The sequence below is a fragment of the Leifsonia xyli genome, assembly GCA_001647635.1.
Classification (GTDB): domain Bacteria; phylum Actinomycetota; class Actinomycetes; order Actinomycetales; family Microbacteriaceae; genus Leifsonia; species Leifsonia xyli_A.
The window spans coordinates 1,338,989-1,357,511 of the sequence record CP014761.1 but is presented as its reverse complement, the minus strand read 5'-3'; the positions used below and the strand labels follow the sequence as shown (position 1 = coordinate 1,357,511).

General features: G+C 70.4%; 20 protein-coding genes. 12 read left to right on the top strand and 8 right to left on the bottom strand.

Going from position 1 to position 18,523, the window contains the following annotated elements:
* Nucleotides 1-59 precede the first annotated feature (59 nt).
* The 5 genes from A0130_06625 to A0130_06605 all read right to left on the bottom strand — a co-directional run bounded on the left by A0130_06625 (nucleotide 60) and on the right by A0130_06605 (nucleotide 5,969).
* A complete protein-coding gene (locus tag A0130_06625) occupies nucleotides 60-920 on the bottom strand; it encodes a hypothetical protein (GenBank protein ANF31384.1) in 861 nt (286 codons plus the stop codon).
* A 115-nt stretch (nucleotides 921-1,035) separates the two neighbouring features.
* Nucleotides 1,036-1,836 (bottom strand): hypothetical protein, encoded by an 801-nt coding sequence (locus A0130_06620; protein ID ANF31383.1) that lies wholly within the window; start codon nucleotides 1,834-1,836, stop codon nucleotides 1,036-1,038.
* Between the two features lie 137 nt (nucleotides 1,837-1,973).
* Complete coding sequence (locus A0130_06615; GenBank protein ANF31382.1) at nucleotides 1,974-2,918, bottom strand: DNA mismatch repair protein MutT; 945 nt, start codon at nucleotides 2,916-2,918, stop codon at nucleotides 1,974-1,976.
* The gene (locus A0130_06610; GenBank protein ANF31381.1) at nucleotides 2,915-5,125 is read right to left on the bottom strand and encodes an RNA degradosome polyphosphate kinase; all 2,211 of its coding nucleotides are present in this window, start codon (nucleotides 5,123-5,125) and stop codon (nucleotides 2,915-2,917) included. Before A0130_06610 ends, A0130_06615 begins: the two co-directional genes overlap by 4 nt.
* An 88-nt stretch (nucleotides 5,126-5,213) precedes the next feature.
* Nucleotides 5,214-5,969 (bottom strand): transcriptional regulator, encoded by a 756-nt coding sequence (locus A0130_06605; GenBank protein ID ANF31380.1) that lies wholly within the window; start codon nucleotides 5,967-5,969, stop codon nucleotides 5,214-5,216.
* A 97-nt stretch (nucleotides 5,970-6,066) separates the two neighbouring features.
* Here A0130_06605 and A0130_06600 point away from each other — a divergent pair, with 97 nt between their 5' ends.
* From A0130_06600 to A0130_06590, 3 genes are all read left to right on the top strand, one after another.
* A complete protein-coding gene (locus A0130_06600) occupies nucleotides 6,067-6,408 on the top strand; it encodes a hypothetical protein (protein ID ANF31379.1) in 342 nt (113 codons plus the stop codon).
* Nucleotides 6,409-6,545: 137 nt separating this feature from the next.
* Entirely contained in the window at nucleotides 6,546-7,142 is a 597-nt protein-coding gene (locus A0130_06595; GenBank protein ANF31378.1) for a fatty acid-binding protein, read from the top strand.
* A 9-nt stretch (nucleotides 7,143-7,151) separates the two neighbouring features.
* Nucleotides 7,152-8,267 (top strand): aminomethyltransferase, encoded by a 1,116-nt coding sequence (locus A0130_06590; protein ID ANF31377.1) that lies wholly within the window; start codon nucleotides 7,152-7,154, stop codon nucleotides 8,265-8,267.
* A gap of 9 nt (nucleotides 8,268-8,276) precedes the next feature.
* Here A0130_06590 and A0130_06585 read toward each other — a convergent pair whose 3' ends face one another.
* Complete coding sequence (locus A0130_06585; GenBank protein ANF31376.1) at nucleotides 8,277-9,095, bottom strand: methylase; 819 nt, start codon at nucleotides 9,093-9,095, stop codon at nucleotides 8,277-8,279.
* A gap of 68 nt (nucleotides 9,096-9,163) precedes the next feature.
* Here A0130_06585 and A0130_06580 point away from each other — a divergent pair, with 68 nt between their 5' ends.
* Both A0130_06580 and A0130_06575 read left to right on the top strand, forming a co-directional pair.
* A complete protein-coding gene (locus A0130_06580; GenBank protein ANF31375.1) occupies nucleotides 9,164-9,913 on the top strand; it encodes a phosphoglyceromutase in 750 nt (249 codons plus the stop codon).
* Nucleotides 9,914-10,002: 89 nt separating this feature from the next.
* Nucleotides 10,003-10,386, top strand: coding sequence for a hypothetical protein (locus A0130_06575; GenBank protein ANF33325.1), 384 nt, complete (start codon nucleotides 10,003-10,005; stop codon nucleotides 10,384-10,386).
* 78 nt (nucleotides 10,387-10,464) lie between these two features.
* Here the strand turns inward: A0130_06575 and A0130_06570 are convergent, their stop codons facing one another.
* Nucleotides 10,465-11,121 carry a phosphate transport system regulatory protein PhoU gene (locus A0130_06570; GenBank protein ANF31374.1) on the bottom strand — a complete coding sequence of 219 codons (657 nt, stop codon included), beginning with the start codon at nucleotides 11,119-11,121 and terminating at the stop codon, nucleotides 10,465-10,467.
* Between the two features lie 192 nt (nucleotides 11,122-11,313).
* On the opposite strand from A0130_06570, the gene A0130_06565 reads away from it, so the two are divergent.
* Together A0130_06565 and A0130_06560 are read left to right on the top strand one after the other, a co-directional pair.
* A complete protein-coding gene (locus tag A0130_06565) occupies nucleotides 11,314-12,465 on the top strand; it encodes a two-component sensor histidine kinase (GenBank protein ID ANF31373.1) in 1,152 nt (383 codons plus the stop codon).
* Complete coding sequence (locus tag A0130_06560) at nucleotides 12,462-13,145, top strand: DNA-binding response regulator (GenBank protein ID ANF31372.1); 684 nt, start codon at nucleotides 12,462-12,464, stop codon at nucleotides 13,143-13,145. The genes A0130_06565 and A0130_06560 overlap by 4 nt, the downstream gene beginning before the upstream one ends.
* 72 nt (nucleotides 13,146-13,217) lie before the next feature.
* Here the strand turns inward: A0130_06560 and A0130_06555 are convergent, their stop codons facing one another.
* Nucleotides 13,218-13,721, bottom strand: a complete 504-nt coding sequence (locus tag A0130_06555) for a hypothetical protein (GenBank protein ANF31371.1) — start codon at nucleotides 13,719-13,721, stop codon at nucleotides 13,218-13,220.
* Nucleotides 13,722-13,861: 140 nt separating this feature from the next.
* Between A0130_06555 and A0130_06550 the strand changes: the two genes are divergently transcribed.
* The 5 genes from A0130_06550 (at nucleotide 13,862) to A0130_06530 (ending at nucleotide 18,520) form a co-directional block, all read left to right on the top strand.
* The gene (locus A0130_06550; GenBank protein ANF31370.1) at nucleotides 13,862-14,344 is read left to right on the top strand and encodes a CarD family transcriptional regulator; all 483 of its coding nucleotides are present in this window, start codon (nucleotides 13,862-13,864) and stop codon (nucleotides 14,342-14,344) included.
* A gap of 100 nt (nucleotides 14,345-14,444) precedes the next feature.
* Entirely contained in the window at nucleotides 14,445-15,593 is a 1,149-nt protein-coding gene (locus A0130_06545; protein ANF31369.1) for a 2-C-methyl-D-erythritol 2,4-cyclodiphosphate synthase, read from the top strand.
* A gap of 65 nt (nucleotides 15,594-15,658) precedes the next feature.
* Entirely contained in the window at nucleotides 15,659-16,039 is a 381-nt protein-coding gene (locus A0130_06540; protein ID ANF31368.1) for a hypothetical protein, read from the top strand.
* 25 nt (nucleotides 16,040-16,064) lie between these two features.
* A complete protein-coding gene (locus tag A0130_06535; GenBank protein ID ANF31367.1) occupies nucleotides 16,065-17,498 on the top strand; it encodes a cysteine--tRNA ligase in 1,434 nt (477 codons plus the stop codon).
* A complete protein-coding gene (locus A0130_06530; protein ANF31366.1) occupies nucleotides 17,495-18,520 on the top strand; it encodes a 23S rRNA (guanosine(2251)-2'-O)-methyltransferase RlmB in 1,026 nt (341 codons plus the stop codon). Before A0130_06535 ends, A0130_06530 begins: the two co-directional genes overlap by 4 nt.
* Nucleotides 18,521-18,523 lie beyond the last annotated feature (3 nt).

The following is an 18,523-nucleotide window of genomic DNA, read 5'->3' as shown; positions in this document are numbered from 1 at the left end:
GTAAACGGAAGGTTAACGCGGGGTGTTGTCTTGGGCTCGCGGCCCTGTGAATCCGCGGTTCAGTCGGTGATCACGACCCCCGTGCCGAGCGGCAGCGCGTCGACCGCGGCGATGGCGTCCGCGGAGAGACGGATGCACCCGTGCGACACCGCGCCGCGCGCCGTCGACTGGAAGTGGATGCCGATCAGGCCGCCGTCGGGGCCGCCGTAGGGCTCGTCTGCGGCGGTGGCGTGCAGCGAGGTGAGCTGGATGCGGTGCTCGTCCTGGCCCTGCGCCGGGTCGAGGTAGCGCGCTTGGAGGTAGCCGGTGCCGGTCGGTGTCGGGGTGTCGGCGGTTCCCACACCGACCGGGTAGGTCTTCGTGGTCGTGCCGTGCTCGTCGACGATGCTCAGCGTCTGCTTCGACGTGGAGATGACGACCCTGTGCGACAGCTTCTGCGCGGGCCGGAGCGAGGCGGTGGGCACCCAGGCAGCGCTCTGTGCGGACGCCGGAACCTCGGCCGTGGCCTTCGAGGGGAGCTGTTTGCGTGCGGCCGTGAGGACCAGTGACCACGTGCCGCGGGTCTCCACGCGCACCACGACGGTCGGCTGCCCGAGGAAGTCCTTGGCAGGGATTCGGGCGACGGGAGTCTGGAAGTCGGCTCCATACACGGGCGTGTCGAAGACGGCTGTGAACGAGTCCGTGATGTCGGCGATCGACGGCGCTGCGAGGAGGCCCGGGATCACCGCATCGAACCCGGTCGCCGGGAGGGCGGCGATCTCGGAGGTGGAGAGCCCGGGAGGAAGTGCTGGTCCCGCCTGCGCCGTGGCGGACGACGTGGGCGTACGGGTGCTCGTCGGAGCTGCGGTGGTGCACGCCGTCAGCGAGGCGACGGTCGCGAGAGCGGCGAGGAGCGCAGTGGCGGTGCGGCGATTCAGCATACGTGTCATGGGTTTCTCGGGAGGAGTCGACCGGAGAGGGGTTTGCGATACGGCGCCGACAGCGGCGTGAATCGTCGTGATCCACGCCGCCATCGGCGTCGTACAAGGAGGGACCTCAGCCGCTGACCACAGGCAGACGGGTAGCCGTCGGAGCTGCAGCGGGCGCCGCGGTGCTGATCGCGGGCAGCCCTCCGTCCTCCGTGATGATGGTGTCGCCCGTCACCGAGATGCTGACCGACTGGCTGACGCCGGAGGTGGCGCCCGCGACGGTGATCGTCAGGGTTCCGGACTCGACCACTCCGGTCATCCAGAGGTGGATGTCGGTGGATCCGTCGGCTGCCGCCGTCTCGGTGAAGCTGTCGAAGTCCTGGCCGTCGAACGCGGCGGTGAAGTTGAGCGTCTCGCCCGGAGTGTAACCGGCCGCGTACAGGTCGAAGCCGATGTTCCGATCAGCCAGGTCGGCCGTCGTGATGGTGGACACGCTGGTACTGATCGACTTCGGCGGAAGCGCCACCGCGGCGTTGACCGTGAGGTCGACCGGGGTGGTCGTCGTGTCGCCGGCGTCGGTCGTGGCCGTCACCGAGATGGTCTCGCCTGTGGCGGGCAGCGGCAGCGATGCCGTCGGCGTCCACGTCTCGTGGAACGAGCCGTCCGCGAGAACCGGAGCTGCGACGGGATGCGTGTCGATGGTGGTGGTGGCGCTCCCGACCGTGATCGTCACGATGGACCCGGCGGTGAAGCCGGTGCCCGTGACGTCCAGACCGGTGCCCCAGTCGCCCTCGGTGAAGGTGGTGTTCGCGAGCGTGATCGAGCCCGTGTTGGCGGCGTTCGCCGGCGCGGTTGCCAGGAAGCCACCGGCCAGGATGGCCGCTGCGGCCGTGATCGCGCCGTAGCGGATGCGCGTAGTGCTGTTCATGTGTTCCCTCAGGTGTTGCTGAATGGTGCCGGACGGCACGCCTCGACGGTAGGAGAGGGCGTATTTCAGATGCAAAGGAAACACATGTCTGCACGGAGGAATCCGCTCGGACACTGGCCTTTAGTGGCCAATTGGGGTCAGCCGCGCGGCTCCACGGGAGCGTACGTCTCGATCGAGACGATGCCGGACGCCGGATTCGTCGCCGAGAGGTGCACGACCGAGAAGCCGCCCGTGTCGAGGTCGGCGGCGTCGTTGAGATAGCCGCCCGGCATGGTGCCCGTGGCGAGGGCGATCTCCCGCATGATCTCGGGGAGAACCGGGCCATGGCTGCAGAGGACGGCGGTCTTGCGCGAGCGGATGCGCTTGCCGATGACGCGGCGCACCTCGGGCTGCCCGTCCTCGTAGGCGTCCTGGCTGATGCCGTGGTCGCGGACGGGCTTGATGCCGGTGGCTGCTGCGAGCGGTGCGACTGTAGTCACGCAGCGGACAGCGTCGGAGGTGACGATGCGTTTCGGCTTCCACGCCTGCAGGGTCGCGACGTCGCCGGCGGCCTGCTTCACGCCCCGTTCGGTCAGCGGGCGGCCGGCGTCGGAGCCGTCCCACTGCTCGCGCGGCGCCGCCTTGCCGTGGCGCAAGGCGATGAGCGCGAAGGTCGACGTGATGCCCTGGTGGACGAGGGCGTCGAAGGCGTCGAGGATCTCGACGTCGCGCTCGTAGGTGAGGTAGCCGCGGGCCTTCTTGATGGTCACCCACTCGATGGCGGCGATCTCGCCGTTGGGGACGAAGCTCGACCGCGCGATGGCCTTGTCGCTGACCTCGGCCGCCCAGTAGTGGACGATCTTCTCGCGTCCGCTGCTGAGCGGATAGGTGGAGACGCCTAGTGGGACGCCCAGCGCGATCCGCAGCCCCGTCTCCTCGTGGATCTCGCGGACCGCGGTCTGCGGCAGGGTCTCGCCCGGGTCGACCTTGCCCTTGGGGATGGTGACGTCGCCGTACTTCGTGCGGTGCACGACGAGCACGACGATGCGGTCGTCCACGACCCGCCAGCAGAGGGCGCCCGCGGCGTAGATGGCCGGGCTCACCGCCTGGTTCCCGTACGGGTGCTGCGGGGACGGTGGCTGTACTGCTGGATGAGCTTGTTCTGCAGGTCAGCCAGCGGCTTGCCCTTGTCATCGAGGTGGTGGCGCGTCCACACGCCGTCCTGGTCGAGCCGCCAGGTGGCCGTGCGCTCGTCGAACGCGAGGTCGAAGAGAGCCTCCAGCTCACGCAGGTGCTCCGGTTCGGACAGGCGCACCAGCGCCTCCACGCGGCGGTCGAGGTTGCGGTGCATCATGTCGGCGCTGCCGATGTACACCTGCGGGTCGCCGCCGTTCACGAACGAGAACACACGGGAGTGCTCGAGGTACCGGCCGAGCACCGAGCGCACCCGGATGTTCTCGGACAGCCCCTCGCGCCCCGGAACGACGCCGCAGATGCCGCGCACCCAGAGGTCGACGGGCACGCCGGCCTGGCTCGCGCGGTAGAGCGCGTCGATGATCGCCTCGTCGACGATGGAGTTGAGCTTGATCCGGATGCCCGAGGGCCGGCCCGCCTCGGCGTTCGCACGCTCGGTGTCGATCCGCTTCAGCAGCCCCTTGCGGAGGTGGAGCGGCGCGACGAGCAGCCGCTTGAACTTCTTCTCGATGGCGTAGCCGGAGAGCTCGTTGAACAGGCGCGTCAGGTCTTTGCCGACCTGGTCGTCGTCGGTGAACAGCCCGAGGTCTTCGTAGATGCGCGAGGTCTTCGGGTTGTAGTTGCCCGTTCCGATGTGGCTGTAGCTCTTGAGCACGCCCTTCTCTTCACGGATGACCAGCGCGAGCTTGCAGTGCGTCTTGAGCCCGACCAGGCCGTAGACGACGTGCACACCGGCCTTCTCGAGCTTGCGGGCCCAGGAGATGTTGTTCTGCTCGTCGAACCGCGCCTTGATCTCGACCAGCGCGAGCACCTGCTTGCCCGCCTCGGCCGCGTCGATCAGCGCCTCGACGATCGGGCTGTCGCCCGAGGTGCGGTACAGCGTCTGCTTGATGGCGAGGACGTGCGGATCGGCCGCCGCCTGCTCCAGGAAGGCCTGCACACTGGTCGCGAACGACTCGTACGGGTGGTGAACGAGCACGTCCTGGCGCGCGATGGCGGCGAAGATGTCGGGCTTGGCGTTCGGCTCGCTCGGCATCAGCTGTACGGGGGTCATCGGCACGTGGTTGGGGTAGTGCAGGTCGGGGCGGTCGATCTTGGCGAGGTCGAACAGACCGCCGAGGTCGAGCGGCGCGGGGAGGCGGTAGACCTCCTGCTCGGTCACGTCGAGCTCGCGGACGAGCAGCCCGAGCGTCACCGGGTCCATGTCGTCGGTGACCTCGAGGCGGATGGGCGGCCCGAACCGCCGGCGCAGGAGCTCGCGCTCGAGCGCCTGGATGAGGTTCTCGGTCTCGTCCTCGTCGATCTCGACGTCTTCGTTGCGGGTGACGCGGAAGACGTGGTGGTCGAGGATCTCCATGCCCGGGAAGAGGTCGCCCAGGTGGTTGGCGATGAGGTCTTCCAGCATGATGAACCGCACCTGCCCGAGCCCCTCGCGCTGGTCGATGCGGACGAACCGCGGGAGCATCTGCGGCACCTTGAGGCGGGCGAACTGCTCCTTGCCGGTGCGGGAGTTGCGCACGCGGACGGACAGGTTGAGCGACAGTCCCGAGATATAGGGGAACGGGTGCGCCGGGTCGACCGCCAGCGGCATCAGGACCGGGAAGATCTGCTGCGAGAACACCTCGCGCATCTGCGCCCTGTCGGCCTCGTCGAGCTCGCCCCAGGTCGCCATCGTGATGCCGGCCTCGGCCAAGGCCGGCTGCACCAGGTCGTGGTACGCGCGCGCGTGCCGCAGCTGCAGCTCGTGCGCCTTGTCGGAGATGTCGGCCAGCACGTCCTGCGGTGCACGCCCGACGTTGGTCGGCACGGCCAGCCCGGTCGCGATGCGCCGCTTGAGCCCGGCGACTCGGACCATGAAGAACTCGTCGAGGTTGCTGGCGAAGATGGCCAGGAAGTTGGCCCGCTCGAGCACCGGCAGAAGCGGGTCCTCCGCCAGCTCGAGCACCCGCTGGTTGAACGCGAGCCAGCTCAGCTCGCGGTCGAGGTACCGGTTCTCGGGCAGGGTCGGGTCGGGCTCGTAGATGAAAGGAGCGAAGTCGTCGTCGAAGTCGCTGCCCAGGCTCCCGCCCAGCCCTGTGTCGAAAAGGCCGTTCTCCAGAGTGGTCCGCTCGTCCATGCCCCCATCATGTCACCGCGGACGGGCGCCAGGGGCGGCCTGACGTAAACGGTGGATAAACGGCGCAGACCCGCGGCTGTGGACGACTCTACGGGCGGACGGACGTCGGCAGGCGGTCGTTGTCCTCTTCATAGACGTTGAACCGGTAGCCGACGTTGCGCACCGTGCCGATGAGCGACTCGAGGTCGCCGAGCTTCGCCCGCAGACGCCGCACGTGCACGTCGACGGTGCGGGTGCCGCCGAAGTAGTCGTAGCCCCACACCTCGCTGAGCAGCTGCTCGCGCGTGAACACCCGGGACGGGTGCGTCGCGAAGAAGCGGAGCAGCTCGAACTCCTTGAACGTCAGGTCGAGCTGTCGGCCGTGGGCCTTGGCCGAATAGCTGGCCTCGTCGATGGTGACGCCGGAGGCCTGGATCTTCGTCTGCGAGTGCTCCTGGGTCTGCCGGCCGATCGCGAGCCGGATGCGCGCGTCCACCTCGGCCGGTCCCGCGGTGTCGAGCACCACATCGCTGACGCCCCAGTCGGCGCTCACCGCGGTGAGGCCGCCCTCGGTCAGCACGAGCACGAGCGGCACCGTCACGCCCGTGGTGGTGAGGATCTTGCACAGGGATTTGGCGCTGGCGAGATCGCGCCGTGCATCCACGAAGATGAGGTCGCAGCTCGGCGCGTTGACCAGCGAGGCCGGTTCGGCGGGGATCTGGCGCACGCGGTGGCTGAGCAGGGCCAGGGCGGGGAGGACCTCGGACCCCGGTCCCGCGGAGTCGGCGGCGGAGGAGCTGATCGCACCGGCGGAGCCGGGCGCCGACGGACTGGGCGCGGACGTGAGGATCAGAAGTTGCGCCACCCATACCTCCTCATCCGTCTGTGCCGCAATGCTACCGGAAATGCGGGGCGCCCTTTCCGGCCAGGCGCGGGAGGCCGCCGCGGGGCACAATGGGAGGGTGACCGACGAGATCCCCGACGCCTCCGTGCCGCACGTGCTCGGCCCCGCCGCGGCCGCCGGCCCTGTGCAGCCGCCGCTGCCGCGCTGGGCGTCTGTGCTGAGCATCGGGTCGGTGTGGGTGCTCGCGCTCGTTCTCGGCATCCTGATCGGCGTGCTCGCCCGGCCCGCGGCGTACGCGTCCTGGCTGTCGCTGGCGCTCGCCGTGTGCGCCCTGCTGTCGTTCGTCGCGCAGCTGGCGACGCAGCAGAAGGACGGCTTCATCACCCGTCTCGCAGCCACGCTCGCGGGCAGCTTCGTGGTGTTGGGGCTGGTCGGCGGAATCCTCGCGATCCTCGCATAGACTGGTCGCATGCTGGTCGCTCTCGAACTCTTCTTCGTCGGCCTTCTGGGCCTGGCAACGCTCGCGATCCTCGGTGTCTCCGGGCTGGTGGTCTACAACCTGTTCCGCGGTCAGCGCTGAGCGCGTAGGCGCGTCTCATGATCGAGATCCCCACCGACCTCCCGGCCGAGCTGGTCCCGCTCTCGTGGCTCATCGGCGTCTGGGAGGGCACCGGCGTTCTCGACTACGCCGTCGAAGACGATCACACGCAGCTGGAGTTCGGCCAGCGCATCAGCTTCAGCCATGACGGTCTGAGCTACCTCAACTACTCGTCCACGTCGTGGGTGCTCGACGAGGAGCACACCCCGCTCGCGGCCGAGACCGGCTACTGGCGGCTGCACCGCAAGCTCGTGGAGGGTGACGCGGGCCCCGCGATGCTCCCCGGAACGGGCACGCGTCCGTTCAACACGGCACAGTCGGTCGAGGCGCTGCGCAGGTCCAATGGCGCCTTCGAGATCGACGTGTCGATCATCCACCCGGACGGTGTGAGCGAGCTCTACCTCGGCCAGGTCGCCGGTCCCCGCATCGACCTGGCGACCGACGCGGTGCTGCGCACGGCCGGCGCCAAGGAGTACACCGCGGCGACCCGCCTCTACGGGCTGGTGGAGAACCACTTGCTGTGGGCGTGGGACATCGCCGCCCTCGGGCAGGAGCTGCGCACGCACGCCAGCGCCCGGCTCGCCAAGGTCGACTGAGGCTCCGCCATGGCTGCCCGCTCGCCCTTCCTCGACCTCCCCGGAGCCGTCGACCTCTCCGACAGCGGCGTGCCCTCGCACTACGGCACTCCGCTCCCGGAGCAGCGCACGCTCGCCGAGGGCGATGCGATCGTCGACCTGTCCGACCGCGCCGTGCTCACCATCCAGGGGCCGGACCGGCTGAGCTGGCTCAACTCGCTCACCAGCCAGGCCGTGTCCGCCCTGAAGCCGGGGGAGTCGTCCGAGACCCTGCTGCTGGATGTGACCGGCCGCGTCGAGCACGCCGTCCGCCTGATCGACGACGGCGAGACGCTGTGGATGCTGGTCGACCGCCCCGAGGCCGAGGGCCTGCTCGCGTGGCTGGACTCGATGCGGTTCATGCTGCGCGTGGAGCTGGCCGACCGCACGCCCGACCTCGCGACCATCGGCACGCTGGGCGACCCGCCGCTGCCGATCGCGGCGCCGAACGGCGTCCCGCTGATCTGGCACGACCCGTGGCACGCGGTGACGCCGGGCGGGCATCAGTACGCCCGCGGCGAGCATCCCGGCGCCGACTGGTCGTGGAGCGAGCGCCTGGTCCCGCGCGACGCGCTGCCGTCGCTGGTCGCGCGCGTGCGGAGCGGCGAGCTGACGGCCGCCGGCACCCTCGCGGCGGATGCGCTGCGCATCGCCGCCTGGCGGCCCCGGTTCTCCACCGAGGTCGACGAGCGCACCATCCCGCACGAGCTCGACTGGCTGCGCACCGCCGTCCACCTGAGCAAGGGCTGCTACCGCGGCCAGGAGACGGTGGCGAAGGTGCACAACCTCGGCCACCCGCCGCGCCGGCTGGTCATGCTGCACCTCGACGGCTCGGAGGGCGTGCATCCTGAGCGCGGTGCAGTCGTCTCCCTCGACGGCCACGAGGTCGGTGCGGTCACCTCGGTCGCATTGCACTACGAACTCGGGCCGATCGCCCTCGCGGTCGTCAAGCGCTCCACGGATGCCGCAGCCACGTTGACCGTGGATGCCGACGGCACGCCGGTGGCCGCGTCTCAGGAGGTCGTGGTGCCCCCGGAGGCGGGCGCCGAGGCGAACGTGCCGCGCCTGCCCCGGCTCGGCGCCGTGACCCGCACCCCGCGGGCGTAGCCCAGGCCGTCAGAGGGGCGCGACCGCCTCCCACGCGACGGTCAGCTCGCCCAGACGCCACCGCGACCGGCCGCCGACGACCGGCCAGCCCGCGTCGCGCATCCCCTGTGCCGCCGCGATCCACCGCTGGCTCGGCCCGTACGCGGCGAGCGGAGAGTGGATCCGCCACTCGCGGTCCAGGTCGGACAGGAACCGGTGCACGCGCTCGCCGGGCACGTTCCGGTGGATGAGCGCCTTCGGCAGCCGTTCGGCGACGACGGACGGCGCCTCCAGGTCTCGCAGCCGAAGCGAGACCGTCAGCGACCGCGGCCCGTCCGGATCGAGCGCCACCCAGCTCGAGACGCGGCCGATCTCGTCGCACGTGCCCTCGACCAGGATGCCGCCGGGCTGCAGCCGTGCGCGCATCCGCTCCCAGGCGGCCGCGACCTCCACCTCGCGGTACTGCCGCAGAACGTTGAACGCCCGGATGACCGCCGCGCGCCGCCCGTCAGGCAGGGGGACCTCGAAGCCGCCGAGGGCGAACCGGATGCGCGCGTCCTGGTCGAACCCGGTGCGTCCGGCGCGGACCGCCTCCAGCTGCACGTCCGCGGTGCGCACGCGGCTCGGCTCGATCTCGAGACCGACCACCTCCACGTCCGGACGTGCGCGGGCCAGCCGCTGGTGGAGCTCCAGCGCCGTCACTCCGCTCGCGCCGTACCCGAGGTCGACGACCAGCGGGTCCGGGGTGCGGCGCAGCTCCGGCTGGGCCGCGATCCACCGGTCGACGCGGCGCAGCCGGTTGGTGTTCGTCGTGCCACGCGTCACCGTGCCGACCGCGCCGGAAGCCATGCCTCCAGTCTGCCAGCGGCGGGGGCCACCGGCCTTCGGGGACGGAGGGGACGCGATAGATTGGGGGCATGGCCGCTCCCTATACCCTGATCCTCCTGCGCCACGGCAGCAGCGAGTGGAACGAGAAGAACCTGTTCACCGGCTGGGTCGACGTGCGTCTCAGCGAGACCGGCGTCGCCGAGGCCAAGCGGGCGGGCGAGCTGCTCCGCGACTCCGGCCTCGAGCCCGACGTGCTGCACACCTCGGTGCTGACCCGCGCCATCCAGACCGCGAACTACGCGCTCGACGTCGCCGACCGCCTGTGGATCCCGGTGCAGCGTTCCTGGCGCCTCAACGAGCGCCACTACGGCGCGCTGCAGGGCCTCGACAAGGCCGAGACGCTGGAGAAGTACGGCCCGGATCAGTTCCAGCTCTGGCGCCGCTCGTTCGACGTGCCGCCGCCGCCCCTCGCCGACGACAGCGAGTTCTCGCAGGTGGGCGACCCGCGCTATGCCGGCCTTGGCGACGAGCTGCCCCGCACCGAGTGCCTGAAAGACGTCATCGCCCGGATGCTGCCCTACTGGGAGTCCGACATCACGCGCGACCTCGGCGAGGGCAAGACGGTGCTCGTGACCGCGCACGGCAACTCGCTGCGCGCTCTCGTGAAGCACCTCGACGGCATCTCGGACGAGGACATTGCCGGGCTCAACATCCCGACCGGCATCCCGCTCGTCTACAAGCTCGGCGAGGACTTCGCCCCGCTCGAGCCGTCGTACTACCTCGACCCGGAGGCCGCTGCCGCCGGCGCTGCCGCGGTCGCCGCGCAGGGCAAGAAGTAGCCACGACCAGCACGTTCGTCGTCGTCGCGTTCCTCCGGGGACGCGGCGACGGCGCGTTTCCGAGCGATTTCCCGGCGGGCGACTGGCCGCTGCACGTCACCGTCGTCCCGCCGTTCGAGACCGAGCTGACGGCGGATCAGGTGGCCGCGCTGATCCCGCACGTGCCGCCCATCCCCGTGGTCGGCGGCGCCCATGAGCGCTTCGGCGCTCGCCGCACCGTCCCGGTCACCGTGCTGCACGAGTCGGCTCCGCTGACGGCGCTGCACCTGGCCCTGGTGGACGCGCTGGAGGCCGCCGGCATCACCCTGCGCGACCAGCACCACCTCCGCGACGGCTACCGCCCGCACGCCACCGACCAGCGCACCGCGCGCCTCCACCCCGGCGAGCACGCCCTCCTGACCGAGCTCTCCGTCGTAGCCCGCGCCCCGCACGGCCTCCGCCGCGTCGCCGCGCGCATCCCCCTCCGCCCCTAGCCCCACCGTCGAGTACGCAAAGAGTGCACGCGACCCGCCGGGGAAGCGTGCACTCTTCGCGTACTCGATGGAGGGGGATCAGCCCGCGAGCTCGGGGGCCCAGTCGCCGGTGGCCAGGTACTGCACCTTCTTGGCGATCGAGACCGCGTGGTCCGCGAAGCGCTCGTGATAGCGGGATGCGAGGGTCGCGTCGACCGTGTCCACCGCCTGGCCCTTCCACGTCTCTCCGAGCACCTTGTCGAAGACGCTGATGTGCAGCTCGTCGATGTCGTCGTCGTCGTTGCGGATCTCATCGGCGAGACGGATGTCCTGCGTGCGCAGCAGCTCGGCCAGCTTCTCGGCGATCTGCACGTCGAGGCGTCCCATCTCGGCGAATGTCGAGCGCAGGCTCTTCGGCACGACCTTGTCCGGGAAGCGGTAGCGCGCCAGCTGCGCGATGTGCTCCGCCATGTCGCCCATCCGCTCGAGCGAGGCGCTGATCCGCAGCGCACTCACGACGATGCGGAGGTCGCGCGCGACCGGCTGCTGCCGGGCGAGGATCTGGATGGACAGCTCGTCGAGCAGCACGGTGAGCTCGTCGATGCGGTGGTCGTTCGCGATCACGTCCTCGGCGAGGCTCACGTCGGACTCGTTGAACGCCTGCGTCGCGTGCTTGATCGAGCGGACGACCAGCTCGGCGATCTCGACGAGGCGGTCCTGAACCTCCGCCAGCTCCTGCTGGAAGACTTCGCGCATGGGATGTGGTCCTTCCTGGCGTGCGCGGGCACGCGGGATGTCGGGGCCTTCTGGCTCCGTGTCGATGTTCGCGACGGCAGGTTAACAAACGGTGCCGTCCGGCTGAACACTGTCTAACGTACCCGCGAAAACATGCGGGAGGGATGATGGATGCGTCCATGCGGGCGTATGGGGATCACTACGCTTGGCAGCATGGACTCCACCTGGTTGGTGCTGCTGTCGCTGGGCCTGGGGCTCGCCGTCGGCGCCGGTTTCGTGTGGATCCTGCATATCGCGGAGCGCCGTGGAAGTCACGCGGCACAGGTCGCCAGCCCCACGGTCCCGGACGGCGTCGACCAGGTGCTCGACGCGATGGAGTCGGCAGGCGTCGTGCTCGATCCCTCGAACAACGTCATCAAGGCGTCTCCGGGTGCCCACGCGATCGGCCTGGTCTGGAACGGGGCCCTCGTCCATCAGCATCTGATCGACCTGGTCGACCGGGTCCGCCGGACCGGGGAGTCGGTCACCGAGGAGTGCGAGCTGTCGCGCGGGCCGTTCGGCGACGCGAACATCCACCTCAGCGTCCGCGCTGCGCGCCTCGGCTCGCGCTACATCCTGCTGCTCGCGGAGGACCGCACCGAGTCGTTCCGGCTGGATGCCGTCCGCCGCGACTTCGTCGCCAACATCAGCCACGAGCTCAAGACGCCGATCGGCGCCGTCGGCCTGCTCGCCGAGGCGCTGGACGACGCGTCCGACGACCCCGACCAGGTTCGGCGCTTCGCCCTGCGGCTGTCGGAGGAGGCCCAGCGCCTCGCCCGCATCACGCAGGACATCATCGAGCTGAGCCGGCTGCAGGCGACGGATGCGCTGGGCGACGCCGTGGAACTGTCGGCGCACAAGGTGGTCAAGGCCGCGATCGATCAGAACCGCGTGGCCGCCGAGACCCGCAACATCGAGCTGGCCATGCGCGGCGACAAGCAGGCGTTCGTGATCGGCAACGAGAAGCTGCTTGTCACGGCGGTGGACAACCTCATCTCGAATGCGATCCAGTACTCGCCCGACGACTCCCGCGTGGGCATCGGCGTCCGCAACACCGGCGGCGTGGTCGAGATCGCGGTGACCGATCAGGGCGAGGGCATCCCCGAGGAGGACCTCGACCGCGTCTTCGAGCGCTTCTTTCGGGTCGACCAGGCCCGCTCCCGCAACACCGGAGGCACGGGTCTCGGCCTCTCGATCGTCAAGCACGCCGTGCAGAACCACGGCGGCGAGGTGCGCGTCTGGTCGCAGCCGGGACGCGGCTCCACGTTCACGATCCGGCTGCCGGAAGCCTCCACGATCCGACCCCCGATAGGAGAGAACCTGTGACATCCATCCTGCTCGTCGAGGATGAGGCGGCGCTCAGCGAGCCGCTCGCCTATCTGCTGAAGCGCGAGGGCTACGAGGTGGAGGTCGCCGAGGACGGACCGGCCGCACTGGCCGCTTTCGATCGCAGCGGCGCCGACCTCATCCTGCTCGACCTGATGCTGCCGGGAATCCCGGGCACCGAGGTGTGCCGCGAGATCCGGAGCAGGTCGAACGTCCCGATCATCATGCTCACCGCGAAGGACTCCGAAGTGGACATCGTGGTCGGGCTCGAGCTCGGGGCCGATGACTACGTGACGAAGCCGTACTCCTCGCGCGAGCTGCTCGCCCGTATCCGGGCTGTGCTGCGCCGCCGCGTCGAAGAGGACGAGCAGGAGGACGACGGCGTGCTGGAGGCCGGGACGGTCCGAATGGATGTCGACCGCCACACGGTCGCGGTCAACGGCTCCGAGATCTCCATGCCGCTCAAGGAATTCGAGCTGCTCGAGTTGCTGCTGCGCAACGCGGGCCGCGTGCTCACCCGGGGTCAGCTGATCGACCGTGTGTGGGGGAGCGACTACTTCGGCGACACCAAGACGCTCGACGTGCACATCAAGCGCATCCGGTCGCGCATCGAGGAGAGCCCCTCGGAGCCCCGGATGCTGGTCACGGTGCGCGGGCTGGGGTACCGCTTCAACGCCTGACCGGCGAGGGTGCGGAGACGACGAAGCCGCCCGGTGCGATGCGCCGGGCGGCTTCTGCGTTCGTGGGTGCGTCTACTGAGCGGACGGCAGGATGGTGGGCGGCACCAGGCTGGAGTACTCGGGCAGCCGGCCGTCGAGCACCGGCACCTTGAGGTTGACGCCGGTCTCGCTGCCGTACTGGAAGTAGACGGAGTAGAGCTGGCCCGGCTTGGCCGTGAACTCGGGGATGAGCACGTTGCTGGAGCTCGTCGTCTCGGGGTTCTCGCCGAGCTGCTTCACCTGACCGGGCTGCACGGTCACCTGCGCGGCCGAGCTGCGGCCGCCGGCGGTGATCGCGACGCGCTGGCTCTTGTCGCCCGTGTTGACCAGGGTCACGACGAGGTTGCCGACGGTGCCGTCCTTCGCGTCCGCGACGATCATCGCGTTGCGGACGTCGACGGTGCCGACCGAGCCGCTGACGCCGTCGCTCGCGTCGTAGTGCTTCGTGGTGGCCTGCGGAGCGACCAGACCGCAGCCTGCGGTCCCGAACGCGACGGCCAGGGCGAGGGCGACCGACGTCGCGACTCGAGCTTTCACAGATGACCCTCCAGGTGCGTTTTCCGATGCAACTCTATCCCATGTAGAAGAGCGCTCCGGAGGCTGTGGAAGGCGTGAGGGCGAACCTTAGCACGTGCCTCATGTGGTATCCTATTCATTGCTGAAGGGACAACAAATCTATGCTTTTCGAGGTTGGCGAGACCGTCGTCTATCCGCACCACGGTGCCGCAACGATCACCGAAGTCAAGAAGAGAATCATCAAGGGTGAAGAGAAGCTGTACCTCAAGCTCAACGTGACTCAGGGCGACCTGACCATCGAGGTCCCCGCCGAGAACGTCGACCTCGTCGGTGTGCGCGACGTCATCGGCAAGGAGGGCCTCGACCGCGTGTTCGAGGTGCTGCGTGCTCCGTTCACCGAGGAGCCCACCAACTGGTCCCGCCGCTACAAGGCCAACCTTGAGAAGCTCGCCTCCGGCGATGTCATCAAGGTCTCCGAGGTCGTCCGCGACCTGTGGCGCCGCGACCAGGACCGCGGCCTCTCCGCCGGCGAGAAGCGCATGCTCGCCAAGGCACGGCAGATCCTGATCTCCGAGCTCGCGCTGGCCGAGAAGACCGACGACGAGAAGGCGTCGAGCCTGCTCGACGAGGTGCTGGCCTCCTAGGGGTCCTCTCCCCGCTTTCACGAAGCCCCGCTGCCTGACGAAGCGGGGCTTCGTCGTGTCCGGGGCGTGCGACTCCCGGTACGGTGGTCGGGTGGAGAGCATGAGGGAGCCGCGGGTCGCGGTGGTCGTCGTCGCAGCAGGGTCGGGGACGCGGTTGGGCGCGGGCCGCCCGAAGGCGTTCGTGACGCTGCGGGGGCAGACGCTGCTGGAGCACTCCCTCCATGCCGTGCGCGGCATGCGCTACGCGGCCGACGCGATCGTCGTCGCTCCGGCCGACCTCGCCGAGGACGCAGCGTGGCTGGCGGAGCAGGCGCTCGGGGCCCCCGCGACCGTCGTCGCCGGCGGCGACACCCGGCAGCGCTCCGTCGCCAAAGGGCTCGCGGTCGTCGACCCCGCCGTCGACGTCGTCCTCGTGCACGACGCCGCCCGCGCGCTCGCACCGGCCTCCCTCTTCGACGCGGTCGTGGAGGCGGTGCTCGAACGCGGCTACGGCGTCATCCCGGGCCTGCCGGTGAGCGACACCGTCAAGCGCGTCGGCGACGACGGCGAGGTCCACGAGACCGTCGACCGCTCGGCGCTGTCCGCCGTGCAGACGCCGCAGGGCTTCCCCCGCGAGCAGCTGCTCACGGCGTACGCGCTCGCCGAGTCCGATGAGACCGACGACGCCGGCCTGGTCGCGGCGGCCGGCTTCCGCGTGGATGTGGTGCCGGGCGACGCGCACGCCTTCAAGGTGACGACCCCCTGGGACCTGCGGAGGGCCGAGGAGCTGCTGTCGGGCCTCGCCGTCCCGCGGATCGGGACCGGCAGCGACACCCACGCCTTCGATCCCGGCGCCGAGCTCTGGTTCGCCGGGCTGCACTGGCCGGGGGAGCCGGGCCTCGCCGGCCACAGCGACGGCGACGCGGTCGCCCACGCGATCGTCGACGCGCTCCTGTCCGCCGCCGGCCTCGGCGACATCGGCGGCGTCTTCGGCACCGGCGACCCGCGCTTCGAGGGCGCCCACGGCGACGTCTTCCTGGAGGAGGCGCGGCGCCGCGTCGAGGAGGCGGGGTTCCGCATCGGGAACGTCGCGGTGCAGGTCATCGGCAACCGGCCCAAGCTCGCCCCGCGACGCGAGGAGGCGCAGGAGCGGCTGTCGACCATCCTGGGCGCTCCGGTCTCGCTCGGTGCGACGACCACCGACGGTCTCGGTCTCACCGGCCGCGGCGAGGGCGTGACCGCGCAGGCGACGGCGCTGCTGCTGTCCTGAACCGCTCCGCCGGGTCTACGGTGTCCGGTGGAGCGCCGCCGGTCGCGGCGCGGAGAGGACCGGACATGGCATCCACCGACACGGAGACGATCGCGCGGCGCTACATCCAGGCGGTCGGCGCCCACGACGAGGAGCCCCTGGCCGACCTGCTCGACGTCGCCCTGGTGGCGGAGTTCGCGGGTGCGACGAGCGACAAAAAGGCCTGGCTCAAGGCGCTGCACCGCCTGATGCCCGTGCTTGTGCGCAACGAGATCCGCGAGGTGTTCGCCGACGGCGACCGCGCCTGCGTCGTGTACGACTTCGTGACCGACACCTCGGCCGGCGCCGTGCGCTGCGTCGAGCTGCTGACGGTCCGCGACGGGCGCATCGCGCACATCGAGCTCCTCCTCGACCGCCTCGCCTTCGCGCCCGTCAACGAGGAGCTGGCGCAACGCGCCGCCTCCTGACGCCCGCTCCCTCTAGGCTTGGTGCGTGACTCTGCGACTCTTCGACACGAAGGCGGGCGCCCTTCGCGACTTCGTCCCGCTGCGCGACGGCGAGGTCGGCATCTACCTGTGCGGTCCCACGGTGCAGTCGTCGCCGCACATCGGTCACCTCCGGTCGGCGCTGGTGTACGACCAGCTGCGCCGGTGGATGACGTACCGCGGACTCGACGTCACGCTCGTGCGCAACGTCACCGACATCGACGACAAGATCCTCGTCAACGCGGCGGCCGGTCAGGCCGAGGGCGGCAGCGAGGAGTGGTGGGCGCTGGCGTACCGGTTCGAGCTCGAGTTCACCGATTCCTACCGGGCCCTCGGCATCCAGCCTCCGACGTACGAGCCGCGCGCCACGGCGAGCATCCCGCAGATGCAGGAGATCATCCAGCGCCTGATCGACACCGACCACGCCTACGTGGCGCCGGACGGCTCGGGCGACGTCTATTTCGACGTGAAGAGCTGGCCGTCCTACGGCGCCCTCACCCGGCAGAGCATCGACAACATGGAGGCCGCGGCCGACGCAGACCCGCGCGCCAAGCGCGACCCGCGCGACTTCGCCCTGTGGAAGGGCCGCAAGGCCGGCGAACCGGAGTCCGCCGCGTTCCCGTCACCGTGGGGCGACGGCCGGCCCGGCTGGCACATCGAGTGCTCCGCGATGTCGAAGCGATACCTCGGACCGCAGTTCGACATCCACGGCGGCGGCCTCGACCTGCGCTTCCCGCACCACGAGAACGAACTGGCGCAGTCGACGGCCGCGGGCTTCCCGTTCGCCAACTACTGGGTGCACAACGGGCTCGTGAACATCAACGGGCAGAAGATGAGCAAGTCGCTCGGCAACTCGGTGTACGCGGCCGACCTGCTCGGCGCCGCGCGTCCGCTCGTCGTCCGCTACTACCTCGGCTCCGCCCACTACCGGTCGACCATCGACTATCACGACGGCTCGCTGAGCGAGGCCGAGGCGGCGCTCGATCGCATCGCCGGGTTCTTCGAGCGCGTGCAGCGCCGCCTCTCCGGGACCCGGTTCGCCGGCCACGGCGTCGAGATCGTGCCCGAGGCGTTCGCGGAGGCGATGGACGACGACCTCTCCGTGCCGCAGGCCCTCGCCGTGCTCCACGACACGGTCCGTTCAGGAAACGCCGCACTGGATGCGGAAGACTTGGAGGCGGCTGCCGCCGCCCGCGGGCATGTGCTCGCCATGACGGAGGTGCTCGGCATCAACCCGCTGTCGCCGCAGTGGCGCACCGGCGGCTCGTCGGCGGCCGAGTCGGCGCTCGGCGAGCTGGTCGGCCGCCTGCTGGCCGACCGGCAGGACGCCCGCGCAGCGCGGGACTTCGCGGCGGCCGATCGCATCCGCGACGAGCTGAGCGCGGCAGGAATCACCATCGAAGACACCCCGACGGGGTCGCATTGGAGCATCGGATCATGAAGAACTCGGGTGGCAAGCCCCGCGCCGGGGCCGTTCGCAAGAGCAAGAAGGGCGCCCAGGTCGGCACCGGAGGCCACGGCCGCAAGGCGCTCGAGGGCCGCGGCCCGACCCCGAAGGCGGAGGACCGCGAGTACCACGCCGCGCACAAGGCCAAGGTGCTGCGCGAGCGCGCGGCCGAGAAGGCTGCGCGCGGCGGCGGGCGGGATGCGGCTCCCCGCGGAGCGTCCGGCGCCTCGCGCCGCGCGAAGACCGGGGACGAGTCGGAGATCGTGACCGGCCGCAACTCGGTGCTCGAGGCGCTGCGGGCCGACATCCCCGCGTCGACCCTCTACGTGGCCGCGCGGGTGGAGTTCGACGACCGGATGAAGGAGATCCTGTCGATCGCGACCGGCCGCGCCATCCCGATCCTCGAGGTCATGCGCCCGGAGCTCGACCGACTGGCTGGCCGTGACGCCGTGCACCAGGGCGTCGCGCTCAAGGTGCCGCCGTACGAGTACCGGCACCCGGGCGAGCTGCTCGACGACACGGTCCGCAAGGGCGAGACCCCGCTGTTCGTCGCGCTCGACGGCATCACCGACCCGCGCAACCTCGGCGCCATCATCCGCTCGACCGCCGCGTTCGGCGGCCAGGGCGTGATCGTGCCGCAGCGCCGCTCGGTCGGCATGACCGCGGCCGCGTGGAAGACGTCGGCCGGCGCCGCCGCCCGCACGCCCGTCGCGATGGCGGCGAACCTGACCCAGACGCTGAAGGACTTCAAGAAGGCCGGCGTCTTCGTGCTCGGCCTCGACGGCGGAGGCGACACGTCCCTCCCGGGCCTGTCGTTCGCCGACCGGCCGGTCGTCATCGTCGTCGGCAGCGAGGGCAAGGGCCTTTCGCGGCTGGTGACCGAGACGTGCGACGCGGTCGTGTCCATCCCGATCAGCGTCTCCACCGAGTCGCTGAACGCGGGCATCGCGGCGAGCGTGACGCTCTACGAGATCGCGAAGCTGCGCGCGGAGGCGACGGCGGCCAAGCGCGCCTGACCG